This is a genomic window from Gottfriedia acidiceleris, from assembly GCF_004138285.1.
GTDB classification, from domain to species: Bacteria; Bacillota; Bacilli; order Bacillales; family Bacillaceae_G; genus Gottfriedia; species Gottfriedia acidiceleris_A.
Window position 1 is genome coordinate 1 of the sequence record NZ_SCFN01000004.1, and the last position, 21,485, is coordinate 21,485.

Sequence of the window (21,485 nt, forward strand, 5' to 3'; positions counted from 1 at the left end):
CACATTAAATTATGACTTAGAGGATAATACCTATCTAAATGGAATATCATTGGTTTGGGACAGTAAAAAATTGACTTTAAAAGGAGTCGATTAAAGGATTTAAAAGGGGATTGAAACAAAAAATTAAGCTTTGTAAAATAATTTTTAATATTTCACCCTAATGATTGTAATGAACGATATATTTAGCGTAAACATAATCAAGTTGTTTTTTAATGCAAGTATTATAAAACGTTTGTTTATAATCAGTATATAATACCTTTAAAAACCGATCTCTAATTGATTTAATCGTCAAATTATGAAACCGTAAATAGGTTTCAGTCCAAAATACCATATTTTTTGAAAAAGTTTCATCATCGATTTCAAAAAATGTCCGTACAGCTCGAACACCAATATTCCCCATTAAAACAGTAACATCCTCCACGTCAACATTTGCATCTAGTTCAAAAATAATAATCTCATAGTCGTTTCTAGTTCTATTATTTGTACCCTTAAGTGAATATCCTATTAATTCACCATTTGTAAGATTAAAAGCTACTACACCTTTAGCATAATCTAAAGCCCAGTTATTATAAGCTAGTTCTATGACATCTTTTATTCTTACATTTAAAATTAAATGATCAGCAAGCTTACGTTCGATTAATTTTTCCATTGAATAAAATTGTTTTTTTAAATGATATTCGATAATAACCAACATTCCTCTCTATGATGAATATTTAGAATCACTATCACTATAATTACGATCGTTATGTAAAAAAAATGACAGATTTTTGAATAATCTGTCTCAGATTTTTTCTAAAAATACATGAATCATCTTGATCATGGTCACTATTATATCTGCAGATAAATTGATTGCATATTTAGTTTTTTACCGTTGTAAAAGTACAAAAAATATTGTTTCCCTAAGGAATTTAGTCATTTGGAATATTATCTAATTCTTTATAGATCAATAGATCCTATCAAATAAAAAAGCACCCATTTTTAGGTGCTTCTAAATTCATCTTACTTATCATCTTTCTTATACAATTCTTCTTTAACAATCTTCCATCCAATCGTATGAATTTCTTCAATAATTTTCTTTCTTGTTTCTTCAGTAACATCTTTTGGCGCAATTATCTTCACTAATGTTTTTCCAAATTGATAGGTAGCAGTAAATTCTGTTTGTTTACTCAGTATCACCACCCCCATAATTCATTGTATGTTTAGTTTTATGACGGACTAACCAACCTTTTGTTGGCTATTGATTCAAAAATTAATTAATTCCTTAATTAGACATATATATAGTCTATGGGGTGATTGAATGGAACGAGTTGCATTGTACTTACGTAAAAGTCGAGCAGATTTAGATGCAGAGGCTAGAGGTGAAGGTGAGACCTTATCAAAGCATAAGGAGCAGCTTTTAAAATTCGCTAAGGAAAATGATATAAAAATAATTTGTATAAGGCAGGAAATTGCATCTGGTGAATCACTTGTTTACCGGCCAGAAATGTTAAAGCTTTTACAAGAAGTTGAAGAATTTAAATATGATGGCGTGTTAGTAATGGATATGGACCGTCTTGGACGCGGTAATATGAAGGAGCAGGGCATTATTTTAGAAACGTTTAAATCATCTAGAACAAAAATTATTACACCAAGAAAGACCTATGACCTTCATGATGAGTTTGATGAGGAATACAGTGAATTTGAGGCATTTATGGCGCGAAAAGAATTAAAAATAATTACTCGTAGGCTTCAACGAGGTCGAATTTTATCAGTCCAAAGAGGAAATTATTTAGGAACCTTTGCACCTTATGGATATGAGATTTATGAAACGAAAGAATTCCGCTCTTTACGTATTAATATCAATCAGGGGAAGGTAGTAAAAAGTATTTTTGAATGGTATACGAAGGATTTGATTGGTGCAAATGAAATTGCTAACCGTTTAAATCAAATGAATATCCCTTCCTATACAGGAAAAAAATGGAGTTACCATTCCATTTTGGAGATGATAAAAAATCCTATTTATATTGGTAAGGTGACTTGGAATAAAAAATCAAGTAAGGGTATAAGAAAACCAAAATCTGACTGGTTAATTGTTGATGGAAAACATGAAGCAATCATTGATCCTGATATATACAATTCAGCACAAGATATTTTAAATAGTCGATACCATGCTCCTTATAATAGTAAATTAAGTAATCAGCTAGCTGGAATAATTTTTTGCAGTAAATGCGGATCAAAATTACAGCAGCGTTATCCAAAAGGCAAGCCTAGACAAATAGTGTGTACAAATAACCGTTGTAACACTCGCTCTTCCTATACTCATTTAATTGAAGAGAGACTTTTACAAGGGTTAGAAATTTGGTTAAAAGAATACAAAATAAGTTTTACGAATCAAACCGACGAGGAAGATTTTGAAGTGATTAATTTAAAAAAACAGGCACTTAAACAAATCGAAAATGATTTAAATGAAGTAGTAAAACAAAAAAATAATTTATTTAATTTACTAGAACGTGGTGTTTATGATGAAACGATTTACAATGAACGTTCTGAAATCCTCTCTAATCGACTAAAAGAACTTTCAAATAGTAAGACGTTAATTTTGGATGAACTGGCTAAATATCACAATAGAGAGTTGCTAAACGAACAATTTATACCTACCTTTGAAAAAGTGTTAGATTTATATTACAAAACAACTGATATAGAACTTAAAAATCGTCTCCTTAAATCAGTTTTATTTAAAGTTGAGTATCAAAAAGAAACACATCAAAAACTAGATGATTTTACACTTATACTTTACCCGAAGCTCCCCAATGATCTTGTTAACTGATTTGGTATTACCATCTAAGTCACATTAAATTAGTTCCATTTAAACCTAAAGCATCGTTTGTAGAAATACCTAAAACAACAGGTTTTCCATTTCTTAATGTAGCCTTAGCTGCCATTAATACAGGGCTATCAGTTTGAGCATTAGCAAACTTACTCATTGAATTTCCTGTTAAGGGTGCAATTACCATACAATCTAACTGTACTTTTGGACCAAATGGTTCTGCTCCTACAATTGTATCAACTGTTTTACGCCCTGTAATTTCTTCTATTTTTTCGATCCAGTCTTCTCCTACACCAAATCGAGTTGTTGTACTTTTTACAGTAAATGTAACAACAGGGTATACGTCAGCTCCATCATCCACTAACTTTTGAATTTGAGGTACTACCTCTTCATAAGTACAATGTGATCCTGTAATACCAAATCCAATTTTCTTACCTTTCAACGTCATTTTGGTTGCTCCTTCCTTTTCTCTAAATCTACCTTTAATAGCTGTGTTAGTACGTTTCCAATTATTTGACCTGCTGTTTTAGGAGCAACGATTCCTGGTAAACCTGGTGCTAATAATGCCTTGATACCTCTTTTTTCAGCATAACGAAAATCTGTTCCTCCAGGTTTAGAAGCTAAATCAATGATTAGTGAATGAGATTGTAATTTTGAAATGACACTTGCTGTAACGATTTGAACTGGTACAGTATTAATTACAACATCTACATCCTTTAAGGCATCTTCAATATTCTTAAATTCAAAAGCTTCTAATCCCATTTCAACAATTCTAGCAATATGTTCTGATTTACGAGCCCCTACTTTTACTTTTGCACCCAAATTATGAAAAGTCCTCGCGACACTCATTCCAGTACGACCTAAACCTAATACGGCTACTTTCGAATTATGAATTGTATATTCCGTATGTTGAATAACCATCATGATCGTACCTTCAACGGTTGGAATACTATTATAAATAGCTACATCGTCTCGTTCAAATAATTTTACTAACTTTCGATTTGAAGCTGTAACTATACTATCTAAGTAAGAGTTACTTATTCCAGAGTAAATCGTACAATGCGAAGGGGTACTGTCTAAAATTTCTTTTGTCAGCACGACTTTCTCATTTGAAAAAATTGTATCGACAACTCCTTCATTATTCGTACCTGGTACAGGTAGAAGGATTGCATCTAGATCTTCAAAATCTGCATCTGCTATTAATTCTTTTGATGCACTGGTAAAGCCACTATCTAATTGTTCAAAGCCTATTAATGTTACCTTTGCGTCTAACTCTGTTAACTTCCGAATAACTTCCAGCTGTCTGGCGTCCCCACCAATAACAGCAATATGCAAGCCAGTTAACATGCAGCATTCACCTTCTTTACTTCACTATGGTAAATGGAAATTCATCTCTGTAAGCAGGACTACCGCCTAACATCTTTCTCCTAAATATCTTATGAATCTTTCATTGCATTGGTGAAGATTCTTTCTAAAATTAAGGAGCAGTAATGAAAAACTGTTTAAATCTGAGCAATAAACTTTTTTTCTTAAGACTAAAGATTCCATTTCTATTTGTCGGTCATTTGAAAAATAAAAAAGAGGATCCTATAAAGGACCCTCTAATTTATCAACTTATTGTTTAATATTTGTTGGAATTACTCCATCAGGACTTACTAATGAAACTGCATAGTCGTCAGTAAAAACAAACTTCGCAATATCATTTACTTTATCAATTGTTACACCATCTATTAGTTGAATTACTTCATCTAAAGTACGGTGGTTTCCTAGCATTAATTCATTTTTACCATTTCGGCTCATTCTGCTATTTGTGCTCTCTAAACCTAACATTAAATTACCTTTTAATTGCTCTTTACAATTATTTAATTCTTTTTCAGTTATTCCATCTGCATTTAATACTTTTAAGGTTTCTTGGATTGTTTCAAATAATTGATTTATTTGGCTTTTTCCAGTACCTGCATAAATTGCAACTGTACCGCTATCTTGGTATGCAGAGTGATAAGAGAATACTGAATATGCAAGTCCTCTTTGCTCACGAACATCTTGGAATAATCGACTACTCATACTGCCACCAAGTATATTATTTAAGGCAATTAATGGATATAAATCGCTATGTCCAAGTTCAAGACCTCTATAACCAACACAAAGATGTGCTTGCTCTGTTTCTTTTTTGCGAGCAATTTGTCCATAATGTATTGTAGGGATCCCAAAGTCTATATCTTTCTTTTTACCCTCATAATTTCCAAATAAATCTTCAACACGTTTAATAAATGATTCATCAATATTACCCGCAATTGAAATAACTACTTGATCTGGAGTGTAAAAATCCTTCATGTACTGACGTAAAGTATCGCCGTTAAAAGATTTTAAAGTTTCTTCTGTGCCTAAAATTGGATAACCTAATGGATGAGTTTCATACATAACTTTACCTAATAAATCATGAACTAAATCATCTGGTGTATCATCATACATTTTGATTTCTTCAAGTACTACATTTTTTTCTTTTTCTAATTCACCCTCATCAAAAGTTGAATTAAAAAACATATCTCCTAACACTTCTAACGCATAATCAGCATGAGTATCTAACACTTTAGCGTAATAACAAGTATATTCTTTTGAAGTAAATGCATTTACTTGTCCACCAATTGAATCGAAACTTTCAGCGATTTCTTTCGCATTACGTGTTTTAGTACCTTTAAAGAACATATGCTCTAGAAAATGTGAAACACCATTCAGTTCTGACGTTTCATTGCATGAACCTGTTTTAATCCAGACTCCAAGTGCAACTGAACGAACAGTTGAAATATTTTCAATTACTACTCTGACTCCATTTTTGCAAGTATGTCGTACAATCATGTAATGCCTCCTATGTATACACCATCTATTTACACTTTTGTAATAAGATTGAAAAATTTAACTATATTTTACAATCATCTTAACAAAGCTGAAAGTAATTGTCATTTGTTTTCAACTTTTTTAATTGTGTCGTACCGTTTTTCATCTAATAAAGTTGAAATATTTACAACTTTTCTACCTGATGCCTCTACCTTTGTGATTAGTTCATCAAGTGCCTCAGCTGTCGGTTTCGTTGGATGCATAAGAACGATTGTACCATTGCCTACTTTTTTCATAACACGATTAATAATGACTTCTCTTGGCGGTTTCTGCCAATCAATCGTATCTGCTGTCCACATAATTGTTTTTAAGCCTAAACTTGAAGCGATTTTAACTACTTCATCACGATAACTACCGCTTGGAGGGGCAAACCATACAACTTTTTGATCAGTTGTAGCTAGTATGACTGAATTTGTTTCTGTTATTTCATTTCTTATTTGCTGACTACCTAATCTTGCCATATCGGGATGTGTATAAGAATGGTTCCCAACTTCTTGGTCTGCAGCAGTTATTAGTTGAGCGACAGTTGGATTATTTTTTACCCATCTACCCTCAAGAAAGAATGTTGCTTTTGCATTGTGCTTCTTTAATACTTCTAACATTTTCGGAATATATTCATTTCCCCATGCAACATTTATTGTAAATGCTACCATTGGTTTTTCAGGATTCCCTTTATACACTGGTGATGGTGGTAAATCCTTTAAATGAACTTTTGGAGAAACTTCTTTAAATACTAGTTTGTTCTGATCAAACTTACCTTTTGCCTTCATTTTCTTATATGACGCATTAACATCAACTGTTAAACCGTTATAGCCGGGAATTGCTTTCCAAACCGAGTCCACATAAGCATCTTTTGGAGGTATCTCGAAAGTTGGAGCTTTTGTTTTGATTTCATCATATAATCCATTTGTTTTTGCTGTTACAATTGACGATTTTGAAGTTAAGTTCCTCACGTATTGATTAGTATATTGATTTCTAACTACTAAAATTGCTAGAAATAATGCCATAACGAATGCTAAGACTTTTAACCGACTTCTACTCATTTCCTTAACACCCTCCTACTAGAAGGAATATGATATTTTTTAATAAAATAGAACAAGCTTTCTACTACTTATGTACGACTAAATTAGCCAATAACTAATTTATCTGGTAATTTCTAGTTCTACTTTTCTTATTGTAACCAAAAAAGTTTTAGACACACATTAAATTCTGGAAAATTAAAAGAGTAGGATTAAGAAGGGGAGTGTAAGTAATTTAAATAAAAAAACAACAGGTTCATTTTTATATGTACCTGTTGTTTTTTTTAATTAAGGAAGAGCGAATGCCTTCCGCTTTTCTAGTTTTGCTCAGCTTTTTCTTTTTGTTCTTTTAATACAGCTTTGCGCGATAGGTTTACTCGTCCTTGCTTGTCGATTTCAGTTACTTTTACTAGGATTTCGTCTCCAAGTGAAACTACGTCTTCAACTTTTGCAATGCGTTCTTCTGCAAGTTCAGAAATATGGACTAATCCATCTTTACCTGCAAAGATTTCAACGAATGCGCCGAATTTTTCAATTCGTTTTACTTTACCCATGTATAATTGACCTACTTCTACTTCACGAACAAGGTCTTCAATAATTTGTTTTGCACGTTCATTCATAGGTTGGTCTACAGATGAAATAAATACTGTTCCATCTTGTTCAATGTCAATTTTCACGCCAGTTTCTTCAATAATTTTATTGATTTGTTTTCCACCTGGTCCAATAACATCTTTAATTTTATCTGGATTAATTGTCATCATTAAGATTTTTGGAGCAAACTCAGATAATGCTGTTCTTGGTTCGCTTATTGTAGCAAGCATAGAATCAAGAATTTGCATACGACCAATTTTTGCTTGTTCTAATGCTTCTTTTAAAATTTGTTCTGATAAACCTTCAATTTTAATGTCCATTTGAAGTGCAGTTACACCTTTAGCTGTTCCTGCTACTTTAAAGTCCATATCTCCTAAATGATCTTCCATACCTTGAATGTCTGTAAGAACTGAATAATGTTCACCAGATTTAATTAATCCCATAGCAATACCAGCAACTGGTGCTTTAATTGGTACACCAGCATCCATCATTGCTAGGGTACTTGCACAAATACTTGCTTGTGAAGTTGAACCATTTGATTCAAGTACTTCTGATACAAGACGGATTGTGTATGGGAAATCTTTTTGATCTGGAATACTTGGCTCAAGTGCTCTTTCACCTAATGCTCCATGTCCAATTTCACGGCGACCTGGTCCACGAATTGGTCCTGTTTCACCAACACTAAATTGTGGGAAATTATAATGGTGCATAAAACGTTTTGATTCTTCTATACCTAAACCATCAAGAATTTGCACGTCACCTAGTGCACCTAGTGTACAAATGCTTAACGCTTGAGTTTGTCCACGAGTGAATAATCCAGAACCATGTGTACGTGGTAGTAAACCTACTTGTGATGATAATGGACGGATTTCATCTAATTTTCTTCCATCAGGACGAACTTTTTCAACCGTGATTAAACGACGCACTTCTTCTTTTACTAGCATTGAAAGGATTTCTTTAACTTGTCCAATAATCTCTTCGTCTGCTTCATTTTCTTCAAACTGAAGAACAACACGTTCTTTCACTTCATTGATCGCAGCTTCACGAGCATGTTTTTCATGAACTTGAATAGCTGCATTTAATTCTGTTTCACAAATTTCGCGAATTTGTTTTTCTAATTCAGCATCAAGTTCATGAAGTTGAATTTTCATTTTTTCTTTTCCAATTTGTGCTACTATCTCTTCTTGGAATGCAATTAATTTTTTAATTTCTTCATGACCAAACATAATTGCTTCAAGCATTACTTCTTCTGGCACTTCATTAGCTCCAGCTTCAACCATGTTAATTGCATCTTTCGTTCCAGCAACTGTTAAATGAATGTCACTGTTTTCAGCTTGCTCAACAGTTGGATTAATAATAAATTCGCCATTTATACGACCAACTACAACTCCAGCAATTGGTCCGTTAAAAGGAATGTCAGATACGCATAGAGCTAGTGAACTACCAAACATAGCAGCCATTTCTGATGAACAATCTTGATCAACGCTCATTACCATACTGATTACTTGTACTTCATTACGGAATCCATCTGCAAATAATGGTCGAATTGGGCGGTCAATTAGTCGACTCGCTAATATTGCTTTTTCACTCGGTCTACCTTCACGTTTAATAAATCCACCAGGGATTTTACCTACTGCATATAAACGCTCTTCGTAGTTTACTGTTAATGGGAAAAAGCTAACTTTTTTAGGTTCCTTTGATGCAGTTGCTGTTGCTAATACGACTGTATCTTCGTATCTTACTAAAACTGCTCCATTTGCTTGCTTTGCTAATTGTCCTACTTCAACAGTAAGAGTTTTACCAGCAAGCTCCGTGGAAAAAACGTGCTTTTGTTGTTCCATATGGTATAAATACCCCTCTCTAATTTACAATTCAAAGTCTAAACTAATTATGTAAAAAAATCGTATATTCTCTATTATCTCCTATGTTTAGTAAAGAAATCAACTAACGAGAAAAAGAGAATAAATATTTATAAATTTAAAATTCATTTGATCAGTAATTTTAAATCGATATGTATAAGAAAAAGCGGGAAGAATCCCGCTTTTTCTTAAAGTATCAAATTAATACTCGAATTAACGACGTAAACCTAATTTGTTAATTAATTCACGGTAACGAGTAATGTCTTTGTTACGTAAGTAGTTAAGTAAGTTACGACGCTTACCAACCATTTTCAATAAACCACGACGAGAGTGGTGATCTTTTTTGTGAGTACGTAAGTGCCCATTTAAAGAGTTAATGTTTTCAGTTAAAACTGCAATTTGAACTTCTGGAGAACCAGTATCGTTCGCATGAGTTTTGTAAGTGCTGATAATTTCGTTTTTACGTTCTTGAGTTAATGCCATGTTTTTTCACCTCATAATAATATTGTTGAACACCTATCACCTAGCAGTCGTCGGTGAATCGATTTGCCAAGCAACGGTTTTTCAAGTACTTTAATAATATTACATTGTTTTAATTATAAAAGCAAGTATTCTAAATTAGTTATTCTCGAAAATAACTTTTTACTGTTTCACGATCTTTTTGTAATTGATCGATTAACTCATTTATACCATTAAACTTCTTTTCATCACGTATTCTAGCATACCAAAAAATTTCAACTTCTTTTCCGTATATATCTTCATTAAATTCAAAAATATTTACTTCAATTGTTTGTTTTTGGAACTCATGATAGAAAGTTGGTTTGTATCCAATATTACACATACCTTCATATAATTCACCGTTAACAATACATTTTACAGCATAAACACCTACTGAAGGTAATGCATACGGAATGGAAACAGAAATATTAGCTGTCGGAAATCCAATTGTTCGACCACGTTTGTCACCATCTACAACGATACCTTTAATTTGATACTGTCTGCCAAGTAAGTGGGTAGCTTCTTCCATTTCACCAGCTTTTATCGCTTGTCTAATTCGTGTTGAGCTTACCTTCTCATCGTCTAAAACGAATTTTGAAATTGTTGATTGAGTAAATTCACCTCTAGAATGAAATGGTAAGGACTCCATATTCCCTTTACCATATTTTCCAAATGAAAAATCAAATCCAGCAACAACATGTTTTGCATTTAATGAAATAATGTATTGATCAACAAATTCTTGTGGTAGTAGGGAAGCAAATTCCTCTGAAAATTCAACAACAAATAATTGGTCTACACAAAGTTTCTCCATCCACTTCACTTTTAGCTCCAAAGGTGTCAAATAAGAAATCGCATCATCACGATTTCCGAGAATTGCAGATGGATGTGGATCGAATGTCATCACTGATAATAATAATCCTTTTTCATCCGCAATTTCTTTGGCAGTTTTTATGACTTGTTGATGACCTTTATGTACTCCATCAAAAAAGCCAAGTGCTAAGACCGTTTCTTTACAATCTTCTTTTTTTATTGAATGAGGATGGGTGATTTTTATTATTTTTGTCATATTTATCACCTTTTCTATAATCAAGTCTCTTTTCCCATTATAGAACAATGAATAAAATTTATATAGTTTTTTCTATTGGTTATGAAATACTCTTGTCGGTTTAATTACATTATTATTTTTAGGATTTGGGGTGTACATTGCAATAATTCTATTATTTTCGTTGTAAACTGCAATATATTCTCCTTCTTTACAGTTCATCGTATTCGGAAAAAATCCACCATTAAATACTCTAACCTCTTCATTTGCATTCACATTTAGACGTGGATACTCATTAAGAGCTTGCTCCATCGATAACATTACATGATCTAAAGTAAAACCATTAGCATTTTCTTCTAATTCAGCAAATGTAATGCAATCATCAATCGTAAATGCGCCTGCTTTTGTTCTAGTTAAATAAGACATATGAGCAGGGAACCCTAAAAGCTCACCAATTTGAACAGCTAAAGTTCTAATATATGTACCTTTACTACAGAAAACTTCAAATTTAAAAGAAATTGTATCACCTTCGAATACTTCTCGATCATCAAGTAAAATTATTTCAAATATTGTAACCGTTCTAGTTGGACGTTCTACTTCGATTCCAGCCCTAGCGTATTCATATAGCTTTTTGCCATTTACTTTTACAGCAGAGTACATAGGAGGAGTTTGACTAATCTCTCCTGTTAATTGATTTAATACATTTAAAATTTCTTCACGAGTAATAACTCGATCAACCTTCTTTTGATCAATAATTTCACCATGAGCATCCTCAGTTGTTGTAGAAAACCCTAAAGTAATTTCACCAATATATTTCTTCCGATCATCGGTTAAATACGGTATTAGCTTTGTAGCTTCACCTACACATATCGGTAAGACACCCGTTACTTCTGGATCAAGGGTTCCTGTATGACCGACTTTTTTTGTCTTTAAAATCTTTCTAATTTTAAAGACACAATCATGAGAGGTAAGACCCGCTGGTTTATTCAGTGCAATTACACCATTCATCTTATCACCTATTGTTTATTTTTTAGCATGATGAAAAATGGATAGACGAATCACTCGCCTATCCATTCATTATCAGTTATTCTCTTTATTAATTTGAGTTAGCAATGTCTCAATTCGATTACCATAATCGACTGATTCATCAAATTCAAAAATTAATTCTGGCGTCTTACGTAAACGAATACGCTGACCAATTTCAGAACGAATAAATCCTTTTGCTTTCGCTAATCCAATTAATGTATTTTGACGTTGTTCATCGTCACCTAATACTGAAATATAGACTTTAGCTTGTTGAAGGTCACCAGTTACTTGAACATCAGTAACGGTTACGAAGCCGATTCTTGGATCTTTAATTTTTCTACCGATAATCTCACCAAGTTCTTTCTTCATTTGTTCCCCAACACGATGTGCTCTTACTTTCATACTTTCACCTCAATCTTACAAAGCAAAACAATTCGTGCTTTCATACAATTAGTTTAACTAATTGTATAAATTATTATTTATTATGCTGAACTTATTCATTTGTGATAAGTCCATTATTTATTTCCAGTTCTAAATCATCTTCTAAAAGAAGATAATATGATGTCTAGTTCCAAAAGCTAGCTCTTCGGTAATATCCCAACTACTTTCGAAGTGGACAAACCACCACTTCTTCAAGTAGTCGGAGATATTCCCTTCAGAGCTGGGCAAGCTTTTTCCACATTTCGTTATTTACGTTTAATTTCTTCCATTACGTAAGCTTCGATTACGTCGCCTTCTTTAATATCATTGTATTTCTCGATCGTGATCCCACATTCGTAGTTTGTCGCTACTTCTTTAACGTCATCTTTGAAACGTTTTAATGTGTCTAATTGACCTTCGAATACAACGATACCATCACGAATTAAACGAACACCGCTGTCACGAGTGATTTTTCCATCAGTTACATAACATCCAGCAATTGTACCAACTTTTGATACTTTGAATACTTGACGAACTTCTGCTTGACCGATTACTTTCTCTTCAAACTCTGGGTCTAACATACCTTTCATCGCAGATTCAATTTCTTCAATTGCTTTGTAAATAATACGGTGTAATCGAATATCTACATTTTCTAAATCTGCAGTACGTTTTGCATTTACATCAGGTCGTACGTTGAAACCAATAATAATCGCATTAGATGCAGAAGCTAAAATTACATCAGACTCAGTAATTGCACCAGCGCCTGTGTGGATGATTTTAACTTTTACGCCTTCTACTTCAATTTTTTGTAATGAAGCAGCCATCGCTTCAACAGAACCTTGAACGTCTGCTTTTACAATTAGGTTAATTTCTTTTACATTACCTTCTTGAATTTGAGCAAATAAATCTTCAAGAGATAATTTTGAGCTTTCATTACGTTGTTGAAGAACTGCTTTTGAAGCACGTGCTTCTCCAACTTGACGTGCGCGTTTTTCATCAGCAAATACCATAAAACGGTCACCAGCTTGAGGCACTTCATTTAAACCAGTAATTTCAACTGGAGTAGATGGGCCAACCTCTTTAATTCGACGACCTAAGTCATTTACCATTGCACGTACACGACCAAATGAAGTACCAACTACAATTGGATCTCCAACTTTTAATGTACCATTTTGAACTAATAAAGTTGCAACTGCACCTTTACCTTTATCTAATTCAGCTTCAATTACAGTACCAAGTGCTTTACGTGTAGGGTTAGCTTTATATTCTTCTACTTCACTAACTAAAAGAATCATTTCAAGTAACTGATCAACACCGTTACCGTTTAATGCTGAAATAGGAACAAAGATTGTGTCTCCACCCCATGCTTCTGATACAATACCGTGTTCAGTTAATTCCTGCATTACACGATCTGGGTTTGCAGATTCTTTATCCATTTTATTCACAGCAATAATAATAGGTACTTCTGCTGCTTTTGCGTGATTGATTGCTTCTACTGTTTGAGGCATAACACCGTCATCAGCTGCTACAACGATAATTGTAATATCAGTAACTTGTGCTCCTCGTGCACGCATTGTAGTAAATGCTGCGTGACCAGGCGTATCTAAGAACGTAATTTTCTTTCCTTCGATTTCTACTTGGTAAGCACCGATATGTTGTGTAATTCCACCTGCTTCTCCAGCAGTAACCTTTGATTTACGAATATAGTCAAGTAAAGTAGTTTTACCATGGTCAACGTGACCCATAATCGTTACAACTGGTGGACGTTCTTGTAGACTAGCTTCATCATCAGCTTCATCAATAAAGCCTTCGAAATCTGTTTCATCAACAATAACTTCCTCTTCAACTTCAACTCCGTAGTCACTTGCTAATAATTCGATAGTGTCTTTATCAAGGTCTTGGTTGATTGTCGCCATAATGCCTAACATAAATAATTTTTTAATTAATTCTGATGGTTCTTTACCTAATTTTTTTGCAAGCTCAGATACTTTTAATGAGCCTGAGAATATTATTTTATTTGAGGTGTTCTCGGTTGAGTTATTTTTATGATTCATATTTTGGTTGCCTTTCTTTATCCCTGTCGTTTGTCGATCTTCAATTTGACTGCTTTGCTTTTGGCTATCAGTCTTTTTCTTTTTATTACTGTTCTTTTTTGATTTTACTTTCGTATCTTCTAATTGATAATCTACTTCGTCATCAAGTTCTTCACTAGCTTCTACATTAAATGCAGGAATTACCTTAAAAGAAGATTTAGAGACAGCTTTTTGGGGTTGTTTTATCTCTACAGACTTTGGTTGAAAACTCTTATTTAATTTTTCAACAATATCCTCTGCAATTGTGGCCATATGATTCTTTACTTCGATTTTTAAATCCTTGAGTCTTTCAATAATTTCCTTACTTGAAACATTTTGCTTTTTAGCATACTCATAAATTCTAATTTTCGTCATACGTTCACCCCCAGATTAGTCCATTAATTTAATAATGTCTGAAGTTTTGTTGCAAATCCTTGATCAGTAATTGCAACGACCACTCGAGCGTCTTTCCCAATAGCGTGCCCTAATTCAAAGCGATTTTCAACATAACAAAGTGGAGTATTGTAAAAAGTTGTCTTGTCTTTTATTTTCTTCGCAGTTAAATCGGAAGCATCCTTTGACAAAATAACTAATTTTGCTCTTTTTTGTTGGACTTCTTTTACAACTAACTCTTCGCCTGAAACCACTTTACGAGCTCTAGCTGCAAGTCCTAATAAAGACAATCCTTTGTTTGTCATGCTTTTTCCTTTTCAATATAGGCTAAAAGTTCTTCATATAAACTAACATCAATTTTAGCGTTTAATTGCTGTTCTAAAGTATTTTTTTGCTGCGCTTGTTTTACAACTTCAACAGATTTTGTTAAGTAAGCCCCACGACCCGATTTTTTTCCACTTGGATCAATGGATACTTCTCCTTCTTTAGAACGAACAATTCTGATTAATTCTTTTTTTGGTTTCATTTCTTGTGTTACAACACACTTACGTAAAGGAATTTTTCGATTCATGAGTTTACTCACTCCTCATTAAAGTCGTCAGCGTAAGCATCGAAATCATCATTAGATACAGATACTTCTTGCGCTGGTGATGTATAGTCAATACCAATTTTATCTGCATCAGACTGTGATTTAATATCAATTTTCCAACCAGTTAAACGCGCAGCTAATCTAGCATTTTGACCTCTTTTTCCAATTGCAAGAGATAATTGGTGATCTGGTACTACTACTGTAGTTGCTTTTTCTTCTTCATTTACTAAAACTCTAATAACTTGAGATGGACTTAATGCATTTGCAACAAATTCAACTGGATCTGAAGACCAACGTACAATATCAATTTTTTCACCTTTTAATTCATTAACAATTGATTGTACACGTTGACCTTTTTGACCTACACAAGCACCAACTGGATCTAAATCAGGGTTACTTGTATATACTGAAATCTTAGAACGGTCGCCTGCTTCACGTGCTACTGAACGAATTTCTACAACACCATCATAAATTTCAGGTACTTCTGTTTCAAATAAACGCTTTAATAATCCAGGGTGAGTACGTGATACAAAAATTTGTGGACCTTTTGATGTTTTTTCAACTTTTGTAACAAATACTTTAATGCGATCATGGATTCTGTATTTCTCAGTTGGAATTTGTTCTGTTACAGGAAGTACTGCTTCAATTTTACCTAAGTTAACATAAATTGCGCGTGAATCAATACGTTGAACTGTACCTGTCATCATATCTTCTTGGCGGTCAATATATTCTGAATAAATTACACCGCGTTCTGCTTCACGAACTCTTTGTGTTACTACTTGTTTAGCAGTAGTTGCAGCAACTCGTCCAAAGTCTTTAGGTGTTACTTCTAATTCAATAATATCTCCTACCATAAAGTTTGGATTATGTTGTTGTGCTTCTTCAACTGTAATTTCTAAGCGTGTATCAAACACATTGCTAACTACTTCTTTTCTTGCAAAAACGCGAATTGAACCGTTATGTAGGTTAAAATCAACTCGAACATTTTGTGCTTGATTAAAATTACGTTTATATGCTGAAATTAAAGCCGCTTCAATTGCTTCAATTACTACATCTTTACTAATTCCTTTTTCTCTTTCAATTATTTCTAATGCTGTTAATAACTCCGAACTCATTAAAAGTACCCCCTACTTAAAAAAACGTAACAGCAAGTCTTGCACTTGCGATTTTTGGTGTTGGAATTGTAATCATTTTTTTTCTTGTTTTAATTGTTAACTCTAATTGAACTTCCTCTGACGTGTAGGAAATTAATTTCCCTTCAAATTTCTTTTCGTCAAGGATGGGTTCGTAAGTTTTAATGAAAACTTGTTTTCCAATTGCTTTTATAAAATCTTGTTCTTTCTTTAAAGGACGCTCAGCACCTGGTGATGAAACATCTAAAAAATATAGGTTTTCAATTGGATCTTTTTCATCTAAGACTTCACTTAGTCTTTCACTTACTGCAGCACATTGCTCCAAATCAATTCCAGACTCACTATCTATAAATACTCGAAGGAACCAGTCTTTTCCTTCTTTTACGTATTCTACATCAACTAACTCTAATCCTAGTTGTTCAATTATTGGTTGTGCTAATTCTGATACAACCTCTGTGACTTTCTTACTCAAGAAGTATCCTCCTTCCAAACATTACAAGATGAAAATTCCCTGCTATTTAGCAGGGAAATTATCTTTAGTATTTCCAATTTACGCAATTATTGTAACTTAAAATTCAAGTTCCAAACTACGTAAGAGATGAATTGGGTCATAAGGGTAATAAGAAAGAGCAGGTTGCCCCTGCTCTTCAAGAAAAAATCCCGTGCTAAATTACATCTGTATCTACTATACCATATTTCCCAAGTTTTGCAAACTGTTAAAAGCCATCGAAAAGTGATAATTGGTTTTGATCAGGTAAGTTTTGTAAACAGCCTTGTTTATCTAAATACTCTAATACTGTTTTTGAAATTTTACTTCTTTGTTGTAAGTCTTCTTTCGAAAGGAATTCTCCGTCTTCTCTAGATGCAACAATATTTTTAGCCGCATTCGTCCCTAATCCAGGAATCGAATTAAACGGCGGGATTAATTTGTTGCCATTTACTAAAAATTCATCTGCACTTGATCGATATAAATCCATTTTTTCAAATGAATAACCTCTTTCACACATTTCCAATGCTAACTCAAGTACAGTCATTAAACTTCGCTCTTTTACTGATGCATCTAATCCTTTTATCGCAATTTCTTCAATTTTAGCTTTAATCGTACTTGGACCAGCAATCATTGCTTCGATATCGAAATCTTCAGCTCGTACTGTAAAATATGCAGCATAATAAAGAATCGGATGGTGAACTTTGAAATATGCAATTCGTACTGCCATTAAAACATATGCTGCAGCGTGGGCTTTTGGGAACATGTACTTAATTTTTTTACATGAATCAATATACCAAGCAGGTACTTTATTATTTCTCATTTCTTCTTCCCACTCTGCAGGTACGCCCTTACCTTTACGAACAGATTCCATTATTTTAAATGCTAATGAAGGCTCTAATCCTTGATATATTAAATAAACCATGATGTCGTCACGACAACCAATTACTTCAGAAAGTGTACAAGTTCCACTGTTAATTAATTCAGATGCATTTCCTAGCCATACATCTGTACCATGTGATAAACCAGAAATTTGAACTAGTTCTGAGAATGTAGATGGTTTCGTATCTTCTAACATTTGACGAACGAATTTTGTTCCGAATTCAGGAATTCCATAAGTACCTGTCTTACAGCCTATTTGTTCCTCTGAAACGCCTAAAGGTTCTGGTCCGGCAAATATTTTCATAACTTCAGGGTCATCGGTTGGAATCGTTTTTGGATCGATTCCACTTAAGTCTTGAAGCATACGAATAACGGTAGGATCATCGTGTCCAAGAATATCTAGTTTTAATAAATTATCATGGATTGAATGGAAATCAAAATGTGTTGTTTTCCATTCAGACTTTACATCATCAGCTGGGAACTGAATCGGTGAAAAATCATAAATGTCCATATAATCTGGAACTACTATAATTCCACCTGGATGCTGTCCAGTTGTTCTTTTCACACCTGTACATCCCATAGCTAATCGATCATATTCAGCACCACGTAAATTTAGATTATGATCATTTGCATACCCTCTTACATAACCGTATGCTGTCTTATCAGCTACAGTCCCGATTGTACCTGCACGATAGACATAGTCCTCACCGAAAAGTACTTTTGTATAATTGTGAGCAGTTGGTTGGTATTCACCGCTGAAATTCAAATCGATATCAGGAACCTTATCTCCTTTAAATCCAAGGAAGGTTTCGAAAGGAATATCATGACCATCTTTTTTATATGCAGTACCACATTCTGGACAATCTTTGTTCGGTAAATCGAATCCAGAACCTACAGATCCATCATTGAAAAACTCAGAGTGCTTACAATTTGGACAGACGTAATGTGGTGGAAGTGGATTTACTTCCGTTATTTCTGTCATGGTCGCCACTAATGATGAACCTACAGATCCCCTTGAACCGACTAGGTACCCATCATCTAATGATTTTTTTACAAGTTTATGCGAAATCAAGTAAATTACGGCAAAACCATGTCCAATAATACTTTTTAACTCTTTCTCAAGACGGGCTTCTACAATTTCTGGTAATTGCTCTCCGTAAATAGATCTTGCCATTTGATAGCTCATATCACGAACTTCATCTTCAGCACCTTCAATTTTTGGAGTATATAAGTCATCCTTAATTGGTTTAATATCTTCAATTAAACTAGCAATTTTTTGAGTATTTGTTACGACTATTTCTTTTGCTTTTTCTTCTCCTAAAAATGCGAATGAAGATAGCATCTCATTAGTTGTTCTAAAATGAACATCTGGTAATCGATGTCGATTTAATGGATTTGCTCCACCTTGAGAACCAACTAAAATTTTTCGATAAATTTGGTCTTCTTTTTGTAAGTGATGAACGTTACCAGTACCAACAACAATTTTTTCTACCTTTTCAGCCATTTTTACAAGCTTTGAAATTACTTCTCTCAAATGTTGTTCATTTCGAACAATTTCTAATTCCACTAAATGTAAAAGTGTCTCTGGCGGCATTACTTCTATATAATCATAAAACTCCATTAGCTTTTCTGCTTCTTCAGGAGATTTTTGAACACTTGCCTCAAAAACTTCACCTTTATCACATGCAGATCCGACTAATATTCCTTCGCGATGTTTCACTAATAATGATCTAGGAACCCTTGCAACTCGATGATGATAATGGATATGAGAATAGGAAACAATTTTAAACAAGTTTTTTAATCCAGTTTCATTCGTAGCTAATAGAGTTGCATGTGATGGTCTTGCTCGTTTATAAGCATCGCCTTTCCCCATATTATTATTTAGCTCGTCATGATAATACATATCCTGCTCTGCTGCATCTTTCAGCATTTTTAGGAGTAAGAAGCCAGTGGCCTCAGCATCGTAAATCGCTCTATGATGTTGTGTTAAGTTAATATCGAATTTTTTACAGAGTGTATTTAATCGAAAGTTTTTAAAATCTGGATACAAAGTTCTAGCTAACTCAAGCGTATCAATTACACCGTTATTTGTAATTCCAATTTCATATTTTTTAAAGCCCATTTGAATAAAGCCCATATCAAATGAAGCATTATGAGCTACTAGTATATCGTCACCCATCCACTCTTTAAACTCACGAAGTACTACATCAACATTTGGGGCATCTTTTACCATTTCGTCAGTAATTCCCGTCAATTCAATCGTAGTTGCAGATAGTGGATGATGTGGATTTGCAAACCGTTCAAATCGGTCAATGATTTCACCTTTATGAATCTTTACAGCAGCTAACTCGATGATCGTATCATAAACTGCAGAAAGACCTGTTGTCTCTACGTCAAATACAACATAGGTTGCTTCCTCTAATGAAATATGAGATGGATTATATGCTGTTGGTACACCATCATTTACTAGATTTATTTCAACGCCATATAGTATTTTTACACCGTGTTTTTTACCTGCTCCAAATGCTTCAGGGAAGGATTGAACAACTGCATGATCCGTTATTGCAATTGCTTCATGTCCAAACTTACCTGCTTGTTTGACTAAATCACCTGCTGAAACGACTGAATCCATTTGGCTCATATGTGTATGAGCGTGTAACTCAATTCTACGCTCTCCTTCTTTTGCTTCGTCCTTGCGTTCATCTGGAGTAATTTCATTTATATCATTTGCAATCATGACTAAATCACGTACAAATGTATCGTTTTGTACTGATCCTCTTACTTTTACCCACATACCCTTTTTAATTTTATTTAACATTGGGATATCTTCTTTATCTCTAGAGAACATTTTGACTAGTATCGAGCTCGTGTAATCAGTTATTTTAAATGTAATTAAGACACGGCCACTCTTAAGTTCACGAATTTCAGAATCGAATACATATCCTTGAAGAACTACCCGTTTTTCTTCTTCAATGATTGACGAGATCGTATTAATTTCAGTTTCCTTAATATAATATCCAACAACAAGAGGACCCTGAGGCTCATCTCCTTCAGCTTCTTCAGCAGCTTCTTTCTTTTCTAATTCAACAAGTACTTCCATCGCACGCTTGCGATCTTCTTCAGCTTTTTTCTCAAGAAACTCAGTTTTTTCTTCAACATTATCTTTTATCGTATTCTCAAAAAACAACTTAGGAAAACCTACTTTTTGATATAAATCTTGCAGCTGAGGAACGTATCGATTTGTAAAAGCATTCTCTTCAATTAGACTATTTAAATCGATCATTACTTTATTATTTTCAACTGAAGGTTGGGCAGATTCAATATGTTGTAATATAGGGGATTTCGATTCAACAGATTGAATCATAAATGACCAATAATCAATTACCTTTTGTTCATCTATTTTTGGATTTTCTGTATTAATTACAACTGAAACATCTGCTATATGTTTAAAAGTTCTTAATAAACTTGTTACAAATACTTGAAATGTTGCAAAAGGTAAAACATTTTCTATTTTAAAAGTAAACTGCCATTTTTTTTCGCTTTTATTTACTTCAAGATTTACGATTTCCCCATTTTTAAAGTACAGGTCTCTCATATCTTGGGGAAATTGAAGCTGATCTAATAATAGCTGAAACCGCTCCTGACGTGTTTGTCCCATTTTTTCACCAACCTTATTATATAAATTGCAGTATATGTGTAAAAAAAATCGAAAGTACCTCTAAAAATAAGAGGTACTTTTTATTTGTGTGCGATTCCCGTAAGGTGTCGCTTCC

The 21,485-nt window shown here is 33.6% G+C and carries 17 protein-coding genes and 1 pseudogene; 1 reads left to right on the top strand and 17 read right to left on the bottom strand.

Going from position 1 to position 21,485, the window contains the following annotated elements:
* Positions 1 to 157: 157 nt before the first annotated feature.
* Complete coding sequence (locus tag EP747_RS06685) at positions 158 to 691, bottom strand: hypothetical protein (protein WP_129689121.1); 534 nt, start codon at positions 689 to 691, stop codon at positions 158 to 160.
* A 308-nt stretch (positions 692 to 999) separates the two neighbouring features.
* A complete protein-coding gene (locus EP747_RS24185) occupies positions 1,000 to 1,176 on the bottom strand; it encodes a hypothetical protein (RefSeq protein ID WP_165346894.1) in 177 nt (58 codons plus the stop codon).
* 121 nt (positions 1,177 to 1,297) lie between these two features.
* Between EP747_RS24185 and EP747_RS06690 the strand changes: the two genes are divergently transcribed.
* Complete coding sequence (locus EP747_RS06690; RefSeq protein ID WP_129689122.1) at positions 1,298 to 2,806, top strand: recombinase family protein; 1,509 nt, start codon at positions 1,298 to 1,300, stop codon at positions 2,804 to 2,806.
* Positions 2,807 to 2,828: 22 nt separating this feature from the next.
* Here EP747_RS06690 and dpaB read toward each other — a convergent pair.
* The 15 genes and pseudogenes from dpaB to EP747_RS06765 all read right to left on the bottom strand — a co-directional run.
* Positions 2,829 to 3,254, bottom strand: a pseudogene (gene dpaB, locus EP747_RS06695) (dipicolinate synthase subunit B); the annotation flags it as partial.
* Positions 3,251 to 4,153, bottom strand: a complete 903-nt coding sequence (gene dpaA, locus EP747_RS06700) for a dipicolinic acid synthetase subunit A (protein ID WP_129689124.1) — start codon at positions 4,151 to 4,153, stop codon at positions 3,251 to 3,253. The gene dpaA and the pseudogene dpaB, both read right to left, overlap by 4 nt.
* 267 nt (positions 4,154 to 4,420) lie before the next feature.
* The gene (locus EP747_RS06705) at positions 4,421 to 5,662 is read right to left on the bottom strand and encodes a M16 family metallopeptidase (RefSeq protein WP_129689125.1); all 1,242 of its coding nucleotides are present in this window, start codon (positions 5,660 to 5,662) and stop codon (positions 4,421 to 4,423) included.
* Between the two features lie 101 nt (positions 5,663 to 5,763).
* A complete protein-coding gene (locus EP747_RS06710) occupies positions 5,764 to 6,744 on the bottom strand; it encodes a polysaccharide deacetylase family protein (RefSeq protein ID WP_129689126.1) in 981 nt (326 codons plus the stop codon).
* A gap of 293 nt (positions 6,745 to 7,037) precedes the next feature.
* Positions 7,038 to 9,152, bottom strand: a complete 2,115-nt coding sequence (pnp, locus tag EP747_RS06715) for a polyribonucleotide nucleotidyltransferase (RefSeq protein WP_129689127.1) — start codon at positions 9,150 to 9,152, stop codon at positions 7,038 to 7,040.
* A 231-nt stretch (positions 9,153 to 9,383) separates the two neighbouring features.
* Positions 9,384 to 9,653: a 30S ribosomal protein S15 gene (rpsO, locus tag EP747_RS06720; protein WP_025568545.1), complete on the bottom strand. Its 270-nt coding sequence runs from the start codon at positions 9,651 to 9,653 to the stop codon at positions 9,384 to 9,386.
* Positions 9,654 to 9,792: 139 nt separating this feature from the next.
* On the bottom strand, positions 9,793 to 10,734 hold the full coding sequence (gene ribF / locus EP747_RS06725; RefSeq protein WP_129689128.1) for a bifunctional riboflavin kinase/FAD synthetase: 942 nt from the start codon (positions 10,732 to 10,734) through the stop codon (positions 9,793 to 9,795).
* A gap of 72 nt (positions 10,735 to 10,806) precedes the next feature.
* Positions 10,807 to 11,718, bottom strand: a complete 912-nt coding sequence (truB, locus tag EP747_RS06730; protein WP_129689129.1) for a tRNA pseudouridine(55) synthase TruB — start codon at positions 11,716 to 11,718, stop codon at positions 10,807 to 10,809.
* 72 nt (positions 11,719 to 11,790) lie between these two features.
* Entirely contained in the window at positions 11,791 to 12,138 is a 348-nt protein-coding gene (gene rbfA, locus EP747_RS06735; RefSeq protein ID WP_025568543.1) for a 30S ribosome-binding factor RbfA, read from the bottom strand.
* Between the two features lie 284 nt (positions 12,139 to 12,422).
* Complete coding sequence (infB, locus tag EP747_RS06740; RefSeq protein ID WP_129689130.1) at positions 12,423 to 14,603, bottom strand: translation initiation factor IF-2; 2,181 nt, start codon at positions 14,601 to 14,603, stop codon at positions 12,423 to 12,425.
* Positions 14,604 to 14,626: 23 nt separating this feature from the next.
* Positions 14,627 to 14,926, bottom strand: a complete 300-nt coding sequence (locus tag EP747_RS06745; protein ID WP_056470822.1) for a YlxQ family RNA-binding protein — start codon at positions 14,924 to 14,926, stop codon at positions 14,627 to 14,629.
* A complete protein-coding gene (gene rnpM, locus EP747_RS06750) occupies positions 14,923 to 15,192 on the bottom strand; it encodes an RNase P modulator RnpM (protein ID WP_129689131.1) in 270 nt (89 codons plus the stop codon). Before rnpM ends, EP747_RS06745 begins: the two co-directional genes overlap by 4 nt.
* Before the next feature lie 8 nt (positions 15,193 to 15,200).
* Complete coding sequence (gene nusA / locus EP747_RS06755; protein WP_129689132.1) at positions 15,201 to 16,325, bottom strand: transcription termination factor NusA; 1,125 nt, start codon at positions 16,323 to 16,325, stop codon at positions 15,201 to 15,203.
* Positions 16,326 to 16,341: 16 nt separating this feature from the next.
* Positions 16,342 to 16,815, bottom strand: a complete 474-nt coding sequence (gene rimP / locus EP747_RS06760; protein WP_097975469.1) for a ribosome maturation factor RimP — start codon at positions 16,813 to 16,815, stop codon at positions 16,342 to 16,344.
* Between the two features lie 244 nt (positions 16,816 to 17,059).
* A complete protein-coding gene (locus EP747_RS06765; protein ID WP_129689133.1) occupies positions 17,060 to 21,370 on the bottom strand; it encodes a PolC-type DNA polymerase III in 4,311 nt (1,436 codons plus the stop codon).
* Positions 21,371 to 21,485: the final 115 nt, after the last annotated feature.

Bases quoted from the DNA above. Each gene is read 5' to 3' on its own strand.
- EP747_RS06690 (WP_129689122.1), top strand. From the start codon at position 1,298: ATGGAACGAGTTGCATTGTACTTACGTAAAAGTCGAGCAGATTTAGAT.
- dpaA (WP_129689124.1), bottom strand. From the start codon at position 4,153: ATGTTAACTGGCTTGCATATTGCTGTTATTGGTGGGGACGCCAGACAG.
- EP747_RS06705 (WP_129689125.1), bottom strand. From the start codon at position 5,662: ATGATTGTACGACATACTTGCAAAAATGGAGTCAGAGTAGTAATTGAA.
- EP747_RS06710 (WP_129689126.1), bottom strand. From the start codon at position 6,744: ATGAGTAGAAGTCGGTTAAAAGTCTTAGCATTCGTTATGGCATTATTT.
- pnp (WP_129689127.1), bottom strand. From the start codon at position 9,152: ATGGAACAACAAAAGCACGTTTTTTCCACGGAGCTTGCTGGTAAAACT.
- rpsO (WP_025568545.1), bottom strand. From the start codon at position 9,653: ATGGCATTAACTCAAGAACGTAAAAACGAAATTATCAGCACTTACAAA.
- ribF (WP_129689128.1), bottom strand. From the start codon at position 10,734: ATGACAAAAATAATAAAAATCACCCATCCTCATTCAATAAAAAAAGAA.
- truB (WP_129689129.1), bottom strand. From the start codon at position 11,718: ATGAATGGTGTAATTGCACTGAATAAACCAGCGGGTCTTACCTCTCAT.
- rbfA (WP_025568543.1), bottom strand. From the start codon at position 12,138: ATGAAAGTAAGAGCACATCGTGTTGGGGAACAAATGAAGAAAGAACTT.
- infB (WP_129689130.1), bottom strand. From the start codon at position 14,603: ATGACGAAAATTAGAATTTATGAGTATGCTAAAAAGCAAAATGTTTCA.
- EP747_RS06745 (WP_056470822.1), bottom strand. From the start codon at position 14,926: ATGACAAACAAAGGATTGTCTTTATTAGGACTTGCAGCTAGAGCTCGT.
- rnpM (WP_129689131.1), bottom strand. From the start codon at position 15,192: ATGAATCGAAAAATTCCTTTACGTAAGTGTGTTGTAACACAAGAAATG.
- nusA (WP_129689132.1), bottom strand. From the start codon at position 16,325: ATGAGTTCGGAGTTATTAACAGCATTAGAAATAATTGAAAGAGAAAAA.
- EP747_RS06765 (WP_129689133.1), bottom strand. From the start codon at position 21,370: ATGGGACAAACACGTCAGGAGCGGTTTCAGCTATTATTAGATCAGCTT.